This window comes from Streptomonospora salina (assembly GCF_014204715.1).
Classification (GTDB): Bacteria; Actinomycetota; Actinomycetes; order Streptosporangiales; family Streptosporangiaceae; genus Streptomonospora; species Streptomonospora salina.
The window spans coordinates 808824-823008 of sequence record NZ_JACHLY010000001.1 but is presented as its reverse complement, the minus strand read 5'-3'; the positions used below and the strand labels follow the sequence as shown (position 1 = coordinate 823008).

General features: G+C 74.1%; 13 protein-coding genes. 6 read left to right on the top strand and 7 right to left on the bottom strand.

From position 1 onward, the window contains the following. Nucleotides 1-55: 55 nt before the first annotated feature. Nucleotides 56-1243 (bottom strand): ROK family transcriptional regulator, encoded by a 1188-nt coding sequence (locus HNR25_RS03785; RefSeq protein WP_184633339.1) that lies wholly within the window; start codon nucleotides 1241-1243, stop codon nucleotides 56-58. 417 nt (nucleotides 1244-1660) lie between these two features. Here HNR25_RS03785 and HNR25_RS03780 point away from each other — a divergent pair, with 417 nt between their 5' ends. Together HNR25_RS03780 and HNR25_RS03775 are read left to right on the top strand one after the other, a co-directional pair. Further along, nucleotides 1661-2224, top strand: a complete 564-nt coding sequence (locus HNR25_RS03780; protein ID WP_184633338.1) for a hypothetical protein — start codon at nucleotides 1661-1663, stop codon at nucleotides 2222-2224. Next, complete coding sequence (locus HNR25_RS03775) at nucleotides 2221-2886, top strand: class F sortase (RefSeq protein ID WP_184633337.1); 666 nt, start codon at nucleotides 2221-2223, stop codon at nucleotides 2884-2886. The genes HNR25_RS03780 and HNR25_RS03775 overlap by 4 nt, the downstream gene beginning before the upstream one ends. A gap of 38 nt (nucleotides 2887-2924) precedes the next feature. Here the strand turns inward: HNR25_RS03775 and HNR25_RS03770 are convergent, their stop codons facing one another. The 3 genes from HNR25_RS03770 to HNR25_RS03760 all read right to left on the bottom strand — a co-directional run bounded on the left by HNR25_RS03770 (nucleotide 2925) and on the right by HNR25_RS03760 (nucleotide 6161). Further along, nucleotides 2925-3653, bottom strand: coding sequence for a maleylpyruvate isomerase family mycothiol-dependent enzyme (locus HNR25_RS03770; protein ID WP_184633336.1), 729 nt, complete (start codon nucleotides 3651-3653; stop codon nucleotides 2925-2927). 9 nt (nucleotides 3654-3662) lie between these two features. Further along, nucleotides 3663-5066 (bottom strand): MFS transporter, encoded by a 1404-nt coding sequence (locus HNR25_RS03765; protein WP_184633335.1) that lies wholly within the window; start codon nucleotides 5064-5066, stop codon nucleotides 3663-3665. Between the two features lie 195 nt (nucleotides 5067-5261). Then, a complete protein-coding gene (locus HNR25_RS03760; RefSeq protein WP_184633334.1) occupies nucleotides 5262-6161 on the bottom strand; it encodes an NPP1 family protein in 900 nt (299 codons plus the stop codon). 594 nt (nucleotides 6162-6755) lie between these two features. On the opposite strand from HNR25_RS03760, the gene fdhA reads away from it, so the two are divergent. After that, nucleotides 6756-7976, top strand: a complete 1221-nt coding sequence (fdhA, locus tag HNR25_RS03755) for a formaldehyde dehydrogenase, glutathione-independent (RefSeq protein ID WP_184633333.1) — start codon at nucleotides 6756-6758, stop codon at nucleotides 7974-7976. Between the two features lie 246 nt (nucleotides 7977-8222). Here the strand turns inward: fdhA and HNR25_RS03750 are convergent, their stop codons facing one another. Together HNR25_RS03750 and HNR25_RS03745 are read right to left on the bottom strand one after the other, a co-directional pair. After that, nucleotides 8223-8711 carry a MaoC family dehydratase gene (locus HNR25_RS03750; protein ID WP_184633332.1) on the bottom strand — a complete coding sequence of 163 codons (489 nt, stop codon included), beginning with the start codon at nucleotides 8709-8711 and terminating at the stop codon, nucleotides 8223-8225. 98 nt (nucleotides 8712-8809) lie between these two features. Next, nucleotides 8810-9574, bottom strand: coding sequence for an SDR family NAD(P)-dependent oxidoreductase (locus tag HNR25_RS03745; protein WP_184633331.1), 765 nt, complete (start codon nucleotides 9572-9574; stop codon nucleotides 8810-8812). Nucleotides 9575-9748: 174 nt separating this feature from the next. Here HNR25_RS03745 and HNR25_RS03740 point away from each other — a divergent pair, with 174 nt between their 5' ends. From HNR25_RS03740 to HNR25_RS03730, 3 genes are all read left to right on the top strand, one after another. Continuing rightward, nucleotides 9749-10498 carry a TetR/AcrR family transcriptional regulator gene (locus tag HNR25_RS03740; RefSeq protein ID WP_312862341.1) on the top strand — a complete coding sequence of 250 codons (750 nt, stop codon included), beginning with the start codon at nucleotides 9749-9751 and terminating at the stop codon, nucleotides 10496-10498. Between the two features lie 136 nt (nucleotides 10499-10634). Beyond that, nucleotides 10635-11228 carry a DUF2752 domain-containing protein gene (locus tag HNR25_RS03735; RefSeq protein ID WP_184633330.1) on the top strand — a complete coding sequence of 198 codons (594 nt, stop codon included), beginning with the start codon at nucleotides 10635-10637 and terminating at the stop codon, nucleotides 11226-11228. 204 nt (nucleotides 11229-11432) lie between these two features. Further along, the gene (locus HNR25_RS03730; RefSeq protein ID WP_184633329.1) at nucleotides 11433-12155 is read left to right on the top strand and encodes a polyamine aminopropyltransferase; all 723 of its coding nucleotides are present in this window, start codon (nucleotides 11433-11435) and stop codon (nucleotides 12153-12155) included. A gap of 39 nt (nucleotides 12156-12194) precedes the next feature. Here HNR25_RS03730 and HNR25_RS03725 read toward each other — a convergent pair whose 3' ends face one another. Continuing rightward, the gene (locus HNR25_RS03725; RefSeq protein ID WP_221458053.1) at nucleotides 12195-13952 is read right to left on the bottom strand and encodes a gamma-glutamyltransferase family protein; all 1758 of its coding nucleotides are present in this window, start codon (nucleotides 13950-13952) and stop codon (nucleotides 12195-12197) included. Between the last annotated feature and the right edge of the window lie 233 nt (nucleotides 13953-14185).

Genomic DNA, 14185 nt, shown 5'->3' with positions numbered 1-14185 from the left:
GTGCGGCGGCCGTGCCGCCGGGTGATCGGGGACGGGGACGTGCGGCGGCGGACTGTCAGCGCGCCGCCGCGGTGGCTCCGGCCGCCGGTGTCGCGGCCAGGGCCGTGTCGACGTGCGCGGGATCCAGGACGTGGTCGATGGCGAGGCGCCCGGCGCCCAGGGCGCCGCCCGCCTCGCCGGTTGCGGTGGGGACGACGGTGAGCCGGTGGGTGGCCAGCGGCAGCGACCGCTGGTATACGGCCTCGCGCACGCCCGCCAGCAGCGGTTCGTGCGCCCGGGCCAGCACGCCGCCCACGACGATGGCTTCGGGATTGAAGAAGTTGACGAGCCCGGCGAGCACGTCGCCGATGTCGCGCCCGGCCTCGCGCACGAGGCGTACCGCCAGCGGGTCGCCCCGGTCGACGAGTTCGACGACGGCGCGGCCGTCTGCGGCGGCCACGCCGGCAGCACGCAGCCGCGCGGCGAGGGCGGCGCCGCCGGCCACCGCCTCCAGGCAGCCGGTGTTGCCGCAGCGGCACTGGACCGCCTCGGAGCCGGGTACCCGGATGTGGCCGATGTCGCCGGCGCTGCCCTGGGCGCCGCGGTGCAGCCGGTCGCCGGCGATGATGCCGCAGCCGATCCCGGTGCCCACCTTGACGAAGAGCAGGTCGCCGGCGGCGGTGGCGCCGTGGCGGACCTCGCCGAGGGCGAGTGCGTTGACGTCGTTGTCGACGAGCACGTCCAGCGGGTAGCGCGCGGTGAAGTACTCGGGGACGGCGTATTCGTGCCAGCCGGGCATGATCGGCGGGTTGACCGGCCGGCCGGTGGCGAACTCGACCGGGCCGGGCACGCCGATGCCGATGGCCTTGACCGCGTGCAGGGGGCGTTCGGCGGCGGCGACCAGTTCGTGCATGCGCTCGTCGATGCGGCCCAGCACGCGCTCGGGTCCCTCCGTGATGTGCAGGGGGTCCTCGCGGTCGGCCAGCAGCGCGCCGCCGACGTCCATCAGTGCGACCCGGGAGTGGGTGGCGCCCAGGTCGACGCCGAGGACGCAGTTGTCGTCGGTGTCGAGTCGCAGCACCCGCGGCGGCCGCCCTCCGGTGGAGGCTCCGCTGTCGCGCTCCTCGACGATCCCGTAGGCGATGAGGGTGTCGACGCGCTGGGCGACGGTCGAGCGCGCCATGCCGGTCAGCCGGGCCAGCTCGGCCCGGGTGTCGGCATCGCCGCGGCTGATGAGGCCGAGGACGTCGCCCGGAGAGTTCACGGGTGCTCCGTTCCGGTGGTGGCCCGCGCGGTGCGCGGGTCGCGTGGAGGATCGGGGGTCCGGAATCGGTTTCGACCGAGACCGTGTGACCCATGACACGAAGGTACGCAGCCTTCTGACGCGCGTCAATCCCTCTTTTGACGATGATCGTTATAAGTAAGCGGAAATCGACTGTGCGTCAGTCAGAAGTGGGGGTAGAGGGTGTCTGTCGCGCGCGGTGGATGCCGTGCTGTGGTGGGTTGGCAGCCGACGGTGAATACTCTGTGTATGTATTAGCTACTTAGGGTAGTCATTGTGTGGCGGCGCCGACGTTCCGGTGATGGCCGGAACCACGCAGCGACGTAGGGACGAACCCACGTGACTGCGTGTCGTCGGCTGTCGGGCCGCCCAAAGCACATGTTGAAGGGGTTCGAACGTATGGATTTCTGGCGCACCACCGCGGCGACCACCGCCGGCCTCTCCCTGGGCGTCGCACTCGCTGTGGCCGCACCCGGAACAGCGCTGGCGGAGGACCCGGTGTCGCCTGCCGCGCATAGCGAAAGCGGCGACTACGGCGACTACGGCGACGACGGCGACGAGAACGGCGGCGGCAACGGCGACGAGAACGGCGGCGGCAACGGCGGCGGCAACGGCGACGAGAACGGCGACGAGAACGGCGACGAGAACGGCGACGAGAACGGCGGCGGCAACGGCGGCGGCAACGGTGGCGACGACGGCGGCGAGAACGGCGGCGGCAACGGCGGCGAGAACGGCGGCGGCAACGGCGGCGAGAACGGCGGCGACGAGAACGGCCACGACAAGGGCGACGACAAGGACGACGGCGGGGACATGCCCGTGGGCGGTGTCGACACCGGAGGCGGCGCGGTGTCCGGCGGGCACTCGACCGGAGTCCTGACCGCGGCAGCGGCGGCGCTGCTGGCCGCATTCGGCGTGGTCGTCGGCCGGTGGCGCGCAGGCGGTGCCTCGGCGGCGCGCCGGTGAGTGTCGGCAGCATCCGCCCCGGGCGCGGCCGCCGACTGGTGGGCCATCTCGCGGGTATGAGCGCGGCCGCGCTGCTCATGGGCGCGGCCACGCTCGACACCGGCGCGGCCACGCTCGACACCGGCGCGGCCACGCCGGACACCGGCGCCGGTCCCGCCGAACCCGCGCCCGATCCGTCGCCGTCTGCGGCGCGGGCCGTGCCGGTGATGGACCCGGCGCCCCCGGTCGCCCTGAGCGTCCCGGCCCTGGACCTGCACACCGCGGAGTTCGTCCGGCTCGGTCTGACGGATACCGGCCGGTTGGCGGCGCCGGGCCCGTGGGAGGCCGTCGGCTGGTGGTCGGGCGGGCCGACCCCCGGGGAAGAGGGTGCTGCCGTGCTCGCAGGCCACGTCGATTCCCGGGAAGGGCCGGCCGTGTTCTTCGGCCTGGAAGAGCTGGAGCGCGGGCACCGCATCCGTGTCGATCGTGCCGACGGCTCGACCGCGCGCTTCGCGGTCGAGCGCGTCGCCCAGCACGCCAAAGACGACTTCCCGACGCGGCGTGTGTACGGTGCGACGTCGGGCGAAGCCGAACTCCGGCTGATCACCTGCGGAGGCGCCTTCGACACGGCCAGCGGCCACTACACGGCGAACACCGTCGTCTACGCCCGCTTCCTCGACTGATCACCCGGACGGTGCAGGGCACCGCACGTCCCGCGCCGTCATCCGGCGGGGTCGGCGGGCCACGGCGCCAGCTCCGGCAGCCGCGCGGCCGTCGTCGCCAGCGGGCCGTCGGGCGCGCGTCCGGCCATCCACGCCGCCAGGTCGCGCACGGTTCCCGCGACCTCCACCGGTGCCCCGGCTCCCGTCCGCCGGCACATGCCGGTGTCGGTGGCCCGCAGCGTCAGGCGCGTCCCCTCCGGTGTGCGGGCGGACAGGAAATCCAGAGCGTGCAGAGCGAACTGCAGCGGCCAGTCGCCGGGCCGGTAACCGGCCGCGAGGTCGACGGCGTGGATCTCGGCCTCCCGCCACCGCGCCAAGGCGGTGTCGTACACCGCGGCGTCGCGGAAGCGCACCGGGCGGTGCCAGTCCTCGGCCGTGAGGCCGCTCCAGACCCGCTCCAGATCGTGCTGGGCCGACTCCAGGTCGGCTCGCAGCTGTGCAGGGGGCCGGCCGGCGCCCTGCTCGATAGAGCGGTCGCGCCCCTGCGGCCCGCCGTCGTACACCGCGACCAGCCGGCCGCTGAGCGCATAGCGGGCTTGGCGCTCGAAAGCGCGTGCGTTGTCGGCGAGGTGGCGCACCACGTGCCCGCGGGTCCACCCGGGCAGAGCCGACGCGGCCGCCATCGGCGCGTCTCCGGCGTCGAATCCGTCGAGCAGGGCCGGCAGGCGCGCATGGGCCTCGGCGACTCGTCGTGTCAGTTCCCGGGGAGTCGGCGATCGCTCGGCCACGGATCCAGCCTAGCCGGATGATCTGCGGGCTTCGTCGAGGACCTTCGCGGCGTCGCGGTCGAAGGTCCGGCGGCTCAGCAGCATGCACACTCCGCCCAGGAGCTTGGGCACGGTCAGGATGAAGAAGGCGGTGCGCATCGACCCCGAGGCGTCGGAGGCGACGCCCACCGCCAGCGGCCCCAGCGCAGCGCCCAGGGTGAGCAGGAAGTTGAGGACGGCGAAGCCCAGGCCGCGGGAGTGGGCGCCGACGACGTCGGCGACCGACGCCATGACGCAGGGGATGGCCAGCGCGCCCAGGAACGAGGAGAGCAGCAGCAGCGCGCCGAAGAGCGCCAGAGAGTCGGCCGTCAGCGCCGCCACCAGGGCCAGTGCGCCCAGCACCGTGCCGGCGGCGGCGACGGTGACGCGGCCGCCGCGGATCGCCTCGTGGGCCTTGCGGCCCAGCCACGCTCCCGCCAGCGTGCCGGCGACGACGCCCACGACCGAGGATCCGCCGGAGAGCGGCCCCGCCACCGCGGTGCCGACGTCGTAGGCGCGGGTGATGTAGGTCGTCATCCAGTAGGCGGTGCCCAGCAGCCCGGCTGTCAGCAGCATCATCCCCACCGACAGCAGCATCAGCGTGGGAACGGCCGCGATCCGGCGCAGCTGCCGGGTGAAGGGCGGCGCTGGAGCGCTCGTGTCCGTGTCGTCGACAGGCTCGGCGGGTTCGGGAGCGCCGGTGTCGGCGGGCTCGGCCGGGGCGGGGTCCCGCTCCGCGCCGCCGCGGGCGATCACCGAGTCGAGGTAGCCGCGGGCGGGCTCGGCCAGCCGCCAGCAGGCGACCGCGACGATCACCCCGGGGATCGCCATGATCACGAACGTCGCCCGCCACCCCACCAGTTCGCCCAGGACACCGGCGAGGATCGTTCCGATGCCGCCGAGGTAGGTGGTCATCCGCGTCCAGCCGTAGACCTTCGGCCGGTTGACCGGCGGGTAGTAGTCGGCCAGCAGGCTGTTGGCCGCCGGGTTGTCCACCTGTTCGGCGCTGGCCAGCAGTACCCGCATCGCGTAGAACATGGCGAATCCGATCGCCAGCCCGGAGCCGATCGTGGTCAGCGCCCAGCAGAAGACGACGATCGCGATGATACGGGTGCGGCTGTAGCGGTCGGTGAGGTAGCCCGCCGGGAGCGCGACCAGGGCCGAGGCGAGCGCGGCGGCTGTGGGGATGCTGCCGCCCACGGTGTCGCTGAAGCCCCATTCGGCCTGGATCAGCGGCAGTGTGCCCTGCAGCAGGGCCGCTTCGATCCGGTCGACCAGCCCCACCAGGAACAGCACGACCAGCGGTGCCCAGCCGTGGGGAGCCGGGTCGGTCGCGCTGACCACGCCCCCGCGCGGTCGGCCCAGCCTGCGTCGCGTACTCGGGGAGGCGGCCACGGGCGCTCCATTCTTAGAACCGAGTTCTAGTAATGGATTTCAGAGTGTCATGGGTCACACTCCGGTGTCAGGGGGGTTCGACGGTTCTGTCCGAAACCGGAGGACACGCGCGCCCCCGGATTCCGCGGTGCCGCGGTTCCCGCCCGGGCGCACCCGGGCGGGAACCGCGCAGGTCCGGCCGCGCCTCGCCCGCGGTCAGCGGTACGGGTCGAACGCGATCCCCGCAGGCTTGGCCTGGTCCAGGTCGGCTTCGAAGTTCCCGTCCTTGAGAGCGAGCCGGGCGCTGCCGAAGTCGGCGGCGACCAGCGCCTCGCGGACGCCGGCGGGGAACTCGTTCCAGCTCACCAGGTCGGGGTACTGCCACACGCCCTCGTGGTTCTCCGGAGGATCGTCGTGGCCGGCGGCGAAGCGGAACGCGTGGGTGCTCCACCCGTCCTTGTGGTAGACGATCTTGGCGTGGGTGCCCTCCCAACGGATTTCGGAGGCGGCGCGGGTGTCGTAGTCGCCGTGGGCCGAGGCCGACACGTAGCGGGCCCGGCCGTCCTCGACCCAGACGACGACGTGCTCAAGGTCGTGGCGGTGTCCGCAGCAGCCCGGCAGCGCCTGGTCCTTCTCGAAGTACAGCGCGTACATGTAGGCGCACCAGCCGCTCGGGTCGCACTTGGCGCGCGCATAGGAGTTGGTGTCTTCCAGGTCCCAGCTGTCGCGGCAACTGCCGTCGAGCGCGCCCGAGGTGTTCAGGCCGGCGGCCACGGTGCCGTCGGCGCCGACGGCGGGTGTGGGATAGCAGCCGTCGGTGTCGTAGTCGAAGGCGGGCTGCCACGTGCCGTCCGGCGCGGCCACACGGGAAGGCAGCGCCCCCGGCGGCTCGGCGGCGGCGGGGGAGGCGGGCAGCAGGAGGGCCAGCGCCGCCGCGCCGGCGAGGGCGCCCAGCGCCGGTGCGAACCGGTGCCGGGTGCGCCGGCCGCCGGACCCGACGGCGCCGAGGGGGTCGGTGCAGGTGCCGATTCGCGGAGGAACGGGGGTGCGGTTCTGCCGGGCAGCCGAAGAAAGGGCGGAGAACAGGCGTCCTCCGCCCGCGGTCGGAATGTTCATGCCAGGGGGTTCCGATCTGCGCAGGCGTGTTCCGTGGAATTCGTCTTGCGAGGGAGGGGAATCGGCGGATTGATCGTCGGGGGAGCGGGCGGAGGGCGGCCGGTGCTTCCGGGCCGATCGGCGGGCTGCGGTCCGGATTCGCCGCGCAGCCGGGCGTGCCGGTCCGCATGGGGACGGGGCGCCGGGGATCGGCGCCCCGTCCGAACGCCGCACGCGGCCGGAACGCCTCTCGCGCGACAATCCCGTTCGCAATGGCGCGGCAAACGTAGCCGGATCCCGACGATCACTTCAAGGGGTCGTCCGTGCGCCGAGCGTGACATTCTCCGATGCGTCGGACGGATTTCACGGACGCGCCATCCGAATTCATCGCGGCGGCGCAGAAAAGCGCGGTACGGCCCGCGGGGGATCCGGCCGGGCCGGCCCTCGCGGACGGTTCCGGAAGCGCGGCGCTGTGCAGGCGCCCGGACCGTGCACGTTCGGGAGTCAGGCGGTCGCCGTACGGTTTCGCGGTGTCCGGCGGGCGTCGCGAGTACCGCGCCCGGGTAGCAGCGTCGGCGATCGCAGTGTGACCCAGATCATGACGATGGGGCAGCTATGGCTGAGAACAGAGGCGTCGCCTACGCGGGACCGGGCCGCGTGGAGCTCGTCGACATGGACTATCCGGAGTTCGCCCTCAAAGACGGCCCCGGAGTGAACCCGGCGAACGTGGGCCGGCAGGTGCACCACGGCGTCATCCTCAAGGTCGTGGCCACCAACATCTGCGGCAGCGACCAGCACATGGTCCGCGGCCGCACCACCGCCCCCGAAGGCCTGGTGCTCGGCCACGAGATCACCGGCGAAGTCGTGGAGAAGGGGCGCGACGTCGAGTTCCTCGACGTCGGCGACCTCGTCTCCGTTCCCTTCAACATCGCATGCGGCCGGTGCCGCAACTGCACGGCCCGCCGCACCGGCATCTGCCTCAACGTCAACCCCGACCGGCCGGGATCGGCCTACGGCTACGTCGACATGGGGGGCTGGGTCGGCGGACAGGCCCGCTACGCCCTCGTGCCCTACGCCGACTTCAACGCCCTGCGCTTCCCCGACAAGCAGCAGGCCATGGACAAGATCCTGGATCTGACCATGCTCAGCGACATCTTCCCCACCGGCTTCCACGGCTGTGTCACCGCGGGCGTCGGTGTCGGCTCCACGGTCTACATCGCCGGGGCGGGACCGGTCGGGCTCGCGGCGGCGGCTTCCGCCCTACTGCTGGGCGCCGCCGTCGTGATCGTCGCCGATCTGAACACGCAGCGCCTGGAGCAGGCGCGGGCCATCGGCTGCGAGACCGTGGACGTCTCCCGGCAGGATCCGCGTGACCGGATCGAGGAGCTGCTGGGGGTGCCCGAAGTGGACGCCGGCGTCGACGCGGTGGGCTTCGAGGCGCGCGGCCACGGCGCCGACGCCGCTCGCGAGTACCCGGCCACGGTGCTCAACACCCTGATGGACGTTACCGGCGCCGGAGGGGCGCTCGGCATTCCGGGGCTGTATGTCACCGGAGACCCGGGCGCCCCCGACGAAGCCGCGAAGGAAGGCTCGCTGTCCCTGCGCTTCGGCCTGGGATGGGCCAAATCGCACGCGTTCTTCACCGGGCAGTGCCCCGTCATGAAGTACCACCGCCAGTTGATGAGGGCGATCCTGCACGACCGGGTCGAGATCGCCAAGGCGGTCAACGCGACGCCCATCGGGCTGGAGGAGGCCCCGCGCGGCTACCAGGAGTTCGACCAGGGCGCCGCCCGCAAGTACGTCATCGACCCGCACGGCCTGCTCGGCACCGGCTGACGCCGCCGGTTCCCGGCCGCGCCCGCGGCCTCGCGCTCCTACCGGACCGGAGCGGGAGGCCGCGCGCGGTACCGCCGCCCTCCGACCGCATCCCGCCCATCGGCAAGGAGGCGCGGCGCCATGACGACGCCGACGGCACCGCCCCGACCGCGATCTGATGAGCGGCGGCCGCTGGCTGGTGTGACCGTGACGCGGCGGTCGGCGCGAGCCGGCGGCGACGGCGGTCGCGGCCCGCTGCGCGCCCGGCTAACGGGGCCGAGTGCGCAGCAGGTTCAGCACGATCGCGTGGCATACCGTCCGGCCGTGCTGATTGGCCAGCTCGACGCGGGTGCGCAGCAGGCCGCGGTCGGGCTTGGAGGACGACGGGCGGCTCTCCAGCACCTCGGCGCGCATGCTCAGGGTGTCGCCGGGGCGCACGGGCTCGGTCCAGCGCAGTTCGTCCACGCCCGGCCCGCCCAGGCTCGCCTTGGGCGACAGGTAGTGGTCCACGTACAGCCGCATCATCAGGGCCGTGGTGTGCCATCCGCTGGCGATCAGACCGCCGAAGGGGCCGTCGGCGGCGGCGTCCGGGTCGACGTGGAAGGCCTGCGGGTCGTACCGGCCGGCGAACTCGACGATCTCGTCCGCGGTCACCGCGATCTCACCGCAGTCGACCGCCTCGCCGGCCGTGTAGTCCTCCAGGTACCGATCGCGGAACCCGACAGCGGGGACCTGCCCGCCGGCCTGCGCATCCATAGCCCGACCCTTCGCACGACGCCCGCCGCATGGACGCGCCCACTGTAGCGGCTCCGTCCCGTTCGCGGGCCGTCCGGTCCGCGCCGGCGGCCGGCGGTTCAGACCGCGGACCACCCGTTGTCCACGGGCAGCACGGTTCCGCTGATGGCGCCGGCGGCGTCGGAGGCGAGGAACGCGATCGCCGCGGCGAGCTCGTCGGCGTGGGAGATGCGGCCGATGTTGCCGCCGTAGCCGCCGAGCACCGTCGGGCCGTGCGGGGCCTGGGGCGTGCCGATGTCGATGTTGGTGGCCGTGCCGCCGGGGGCGACGGCGTTCACCCGTACGCCCTGGTCGCGGTACATGATCGCGGTGGACTTCACCAGGCCCACGACGCCGTGCTTGGCGGCCGTGTAGGCCGTGCCCGCCGCGCTGCCGCGCAGCGAGGCCTCGGAGGCGGTGAACACGATCGAGCCCCCGCCCCGCTGGAGCATATGCGGCAGCACCGCGCGGGTGAGCAGGAACGGCGCGGTCAGGTTGATGCGGATCAGCCGCTCCCACACGGCGTCGCCGACGTCGGCCGCGGCCGACATGTCGTCCATGATCCCGGCGTTGTTGACCAGGACGTCGACGGACCCGAAGCGTTCGGCGGCGGTGGCGGCGACCCGGTCGACGACCGCCTGGTCGCTGAGGTCGCCGGCCACGACCTCGGCGGTGCCGCCGGCGGAGCGGATCTCCGCGGCCGCGCTCTGCGCGGTCTCCTCGTCGATGTCGGCGACGAGGACGCGGGCTCCTTCGCCCGCCAACCGGAGTGCGGCCGCGCGGCCGATGCCCGACCCGCCTCCGGTGACGATCGTGCTCGTGCCGTTCAGTCCTGACTCGCTCACGGTGCTTCCTTTCCCTGGCGGGTGGCGGGTGACTGCGCGGCTGTGGCGCTGCGCTGCCGGAGTACCGTCCGCTACTTTATGTCATGGAGCGACATTTAGACAGTATGCGACACTTGCGGGGTAGGATGCCGCCGTCCGTCGTCCGCCCGAGCGATCGAAAGGAGCGGTGAGCGAGTGGCGCCCGCCGATACCGCCCGGCCCGCCGGACGCGGCCGCCCGCCGATGTCCGAACGCCGCAAGGCCGTCGTCCGCATGGAGATCGCCCGCGCCGCCGTGGCCCTGTTCATCGAGAAGGGCGTCGCCGGCACCACCGGCGAGGACATCGCCGGCCGGCTGGGCATCTCGCCCCGCACCCTGTGGCGGTACTTCCCCAGCAAGGAGAGCTGTGTGCGGCCGCTGCTGACCACCGGGCTGGACCGGATGGCCCGACGGCTGCGCTCGTGCCCGCGCGGCACCCCGCTGCTGGACCACCTGGAGCGCGAAGGCGCCTTCGCCGGCGCCGACCCCCTGGCCGACGGGCCGGTCGCCGACCTCATCCGGATGGCCGACCGCGAGCCCGCGCTGAAGGCGGTGTGGCTGGAGGTCCACGACGCGGCCGAATCCGTGTTCGCCGAGATCGTCGCCGAGCGCACCGGCGCCGGAACCGGCGACCTGGCGGTGCGCGTCCAGGCGGCCAGCCTCAACGCCGCCTTGCGCCTGGCCGCCGAGGAGCAGGCCCGCCGCCGCACCGCCGAGGAGGCGCTACCCGACGGCGGGATGGGCGCGTGCGTGCGCGCCGCTATCACCGCCGCAGTCGCCGGTCTGCCCGCGTTCGCCCCCGAGGCCGCGCCGGACGGCGCCGGAGAGACCGTCCAGTATGCGGGTGGTGCCCGGCCGGTCCCGCCGAGCGCGGGGTCTTCACCGGCGCAGTGCGGAGAACGGTGAAAACCCCGCACTGGTTCTCGGCGGCGCCGGCGCCCGAGGAGCGCTCGGGAACGGCGGCGGGTTCCGCCCGCCGGCGCGGCAGGCCCCCTCGGCCGCCGGTGGCGCGCCGGCGTCCGGTTCGGGGGACAATGGAGCGATGAGCACCAGTCGACCCGAGGCGCGCGGCCGCGCGGCCGCCTGGGCGCTGCCCCTCCGGCTGCGCATCGAGGACCGCGACCGCCACCGCCCGGTGACCTACCTGGCCCTGGCGGGACTCGCCGCGGGTGCGGCGATGGCGGTGTTCGGCCTGCCGCCCGTCGACCTGCACAGCCCGCTGCACTACATGGGCGTCATGATGCCCACCTGCGGCGCGACCCGCGCGGTGTGGGCGGCCATGGGCGGCGACCTGGCCATGTCGCTGCGCTACAACCCTCTGGGGATCGTGCTGGTGGGCGGTGCGATCGCCGCCCTGCTGCGCGTGGCAGCCGGAGCGCTCACCGGGCGCTGGGTCAACGTCCGCGTCGTGTCGTGGCGGTCCGTGTGCGTCATCGGGGCGGTGCTGCTGGCCGCCCTGTGGATCAACCAGCAGCTGCACGTCGACCTGCTGATGTCCTCGCCCGAAGACGCCACCCCGCTGGCGACGGCCGCGGTGACCGCCGTCGGCGGGACGCTGGCCACCGTGGCGGGCCTGGTGGCGGCGCGGTCGGGCCGCTCCGCGAAGCGGCGCACCGAGCAGGCGCCGCCGCACTGAGGCCCTCGCCCGCGTCGGCCGCCGCCGGCACCGGAGAGCGGGCGGGACGTCCGTGCCCGCGTGCGGGGATAGGGTCGAAGACCGCGGAGGCGTGCGCGTTCCCGTAGCAGGTGGTGCGGAGCCGCGGACCGTCCGCGGGACCGCCCGCGTGCGGGCACCCCGGGCGCCGCCCGTTTCTGCAGGCGGACGAGGAGGGAGCGGGCTGTGGGCCGTCGATTCGAAGAGCTGGACTGGCGCCCGACCGCGATGGGCGACCTCGTACTGCGCCGCCGCTGGGACCCGGTCGCGGGCGCCGACGTCCACGAGATCAAGCTCGGCGACGATTTCCTGATGTCCAGCATGTTCACCGCCGGCGAGGTCGAGATGGCGCGCCTGGCCCTGGCCGGGTCGGGCGGCGGGCCGCTCGACGTGGCGGTGGGCGGCCTGGGCTTGGGCTTCACCGCGCAGGCGGCCCTCGAACACACCGCCGTGTCCTCCCTGGTGGTCGTGGAAGCGATGCCCGAGGTGATCGACTGGCACGAGCGCGGGCTGATCCCGGCCGGGGCCGATCTGGCCGCCGACCCGCGCTGCCGGTTCGTGCACGGCGACTTCTTCGCCCTGGCCGACTCCGCGTCCGGTCTGGACCCCGACGGTGAAGCCCGCCGGTTCCACGCGATCCTCGTCGACATCGACCACTCGCCGCGCCATCTGCTCGACGCGGGCCACGCCGGCTTCTACGAGGCCGACGGGCTGCGCCGGCTGGCGCGCTTCCTGCACCCCGGCGGGATCTTCGCGCTGTGGTCCGACGACCCGCCCGACCCGGAGTTCTCCGCCGTGCTGGGCGAGGTTTTCGCCGACGCCCGCGCCGAGACCGTCACCGTCCCCAACCCGCTGCAGGACCGCGACGCCGCCAACACCGTCTACCTGGCGACGGCGCCCGCAGCCTGAGACGCGCGTGGCGGTTGCGCCTTGCGGACGGTCCGGTGCTCAGCGTCCTACCGCATAGCCCTGCATACCGCGCGGGTTGGCCGCGGCCGCGAGGACCCCCGTCTCGGGATCGCGGGCTACCGCGCTCAGCCGCCCCTCCGACCAGGCCGGGCCCACCGTCACGTCGTGGCCGCGCCGGCGCAGCTCGGTGATCGCCGCTTCGCCCATCCGCGACTCCACCGTCAGGCTCCCCGGGTGCCACGCGCGCGGATAGAAGGATCCGGGGAAGCTCTCGGTGTGCCAGCCGGGCGCGTCGATGGCGCCCTGCAGGTCCAACCCGCCGCGCACCGGGTCGCGCAGCGCCGCGGCCAGGAAGAAGTGCAGGCTCCACTGGTCCTGCTGGTCGCCGCCGGGCGTGCCGAAGGCCAGCACCGGTTCGCCGCCCCGCAGCGCGAGGGAGGGCGTCAGCGTGGTGCGGGGCCGGCGGCCGGGCGTGAGCGAGTTCGGCAGTCCCGGCTCCAGCCACGCCATCTGCAGCCGCGTCCCCAGAGGGAACCCGAGCGCGGGCACCACCGGATTGGAGTGCAGCCAGCCGCCGCTGGGTGTGGCCGCGACCATGTTGCCGTGCCGGTCGACGATGTCGAGGTGGCAGGTGTCGCCCCGGGTGGTGCCGTCGCCGGATACCGTCGGTTCGCCCGCCCCGGCCGTCGTAGGGGCGTCGGCGGTGCGGGTCAGCGCGTGGCGGCACAGGCGCGGCGCGCGTCCGCCGGGCGAGCCCGGGCGCAGCTCGTAGGAGGCGGAGCCGCCGACGAGGGACCGGCGGGCGGTGTTGTAGCCGGCGGAGAGCAGGTCGTCGAGGGGGACGTCGGCCGCGTCGCCGTACCAGGCCTCGCGGTCGGCCATGGCCAGCTTGGTGCCCTCGGTCAGAGTGTGCACGTACTCGGGGCTGCCGCCGGCCGGGCCGTCCGCGCCGCCCAGGCCGTCCGGCAGCAGCGCGAGCTGCTGCAGGAACGCCGGCCCCTGGCTCCACGGCCCGGCCTTGCACACCGTCCAGCCGTTCCAGTCGTAGGTAGCCGGCTCCTCGTAGGAGGCCGTGAACGACGCCAGATCCTGGCCGGTCAGCACGCCCGCGTGGCGTTCGCCGGAGGAGTCCGTGGCGGGTCGGGCGGCGAAGGCCGCCAGTTCCTCGGCGACGAAGCCTTCGCGCCAGATGCGGCGGGCGGCGTCGATCACGGACGCGCGGTCGGGCCCCGCGGCGGCCGCCTCGCCGAGCAGCCGCCGCCAGGTGGCCGCGAGCGCCGGGTTGCGCAGCAGGGCACCCGGCCGCGGCGGGCGGCCGCCGGGCAGGTACACCTCGGCGGAGGAGGGCCACTCCGTTTCGAACAGGTCCCGCACCGTCGCGACGGTCTCGCCGACGCGCTCCACAGCGGGGTGGCCGCGCTCGGCGTAACCGACGGCGTAGGAGAGCACGTCGGCGAGCGGCTTGGTGCCGTGGTCGCGCAGCAGCAGCATCCAGGCGTCGAAGGCACCGGGGACGGCGGCGGCGAGCGGGCCGGTGCCGGGCACCAGGTCCAGCCCCAGACCGGTGTAGTGGTCGATGCTCGCCCCGGCGGGCGCTGGCCCCTGGCCGCACAGCACCAGGGGGCGGGCGCCGGCCGGGGCGAGAACGATCGGCACCTCGCCGGCCGGCCCGTTCAGGTGCGGTTCGACGACCTGCAGCACGAATCCCGCGGCCACGGCGGCGTCGAACGCGTTGCCGCCGTCCTCCAGCACGGCCATCGCCGTACCGGAGGCCAGCCAGTGCGTGGAGGACGCCATGCCGTGCGTGCCCTGCAAGGTCGGTCGGGTGGTGAACACGGGGCCTCCTCGGCGCGCCGGACGCCGGCCGAATGGGGGTGGGGTGCGGGCGCGGGCCAAGCGGGCCCGCGGGCTCCGGTGCTTGAGCGCAGCGGCCGGAAGACAGGCGGGTGCCGGCCGGAAGGAGCCCCGATCCGGCGGCGGTCGGGTACCCGTCGGCGCACGGTGTGCCGTTGCGGAGCGCCCCGCGCCCG

Excerpts from the sequence above, each read along its gene's own strand:
- HNR25_RS03750 (WP_184633332.1), bottom strand. The coding sequence starts at position 8,711 with ATGGATGCGCAGGCCGGCGGGCAGGTCCCCGCTGTCGGGTTCCGCGAT.
- fdhA (WP_184633333.1), top strand. The coding sequence starts at position 6,756 with ATGGCTGAGAACAGAGGCGTCGCCTACGCGGGACCGGGCCGCGTGGAG.
- HNR25_RS03760 (WP_184633334.1), bottom strand. The coding sequence starts at position 6,161 with ATGAACATTCCGACCGCGGGCGGAGGACGCCTGTTCTCCGCCCTTTCT.
- HNR25_RS03735 (WP_184633330.1), top strand. The coding sequence starts at position 10,635 with ATGAGCACCAGTCGACCCGAGGCGCGCGGCCGCGCGGCCGCCTGGGCG.
- HNR25_RS03725 (WP_221458053.1), bottom strand. The coding sequence starts at position 13,952 with ATGGCGTCCTCCACGCACTGGCTGGCCTCCGGTACGGCGATGGCCGTG.
- HNR25_RS03780 (WP_184633338.1), top strand. The coding sequence starts at position 1,661 with ATGGATTTCTGGCGCACCACCGCGGCGACCACCGCCGGCCTCTCCCTG.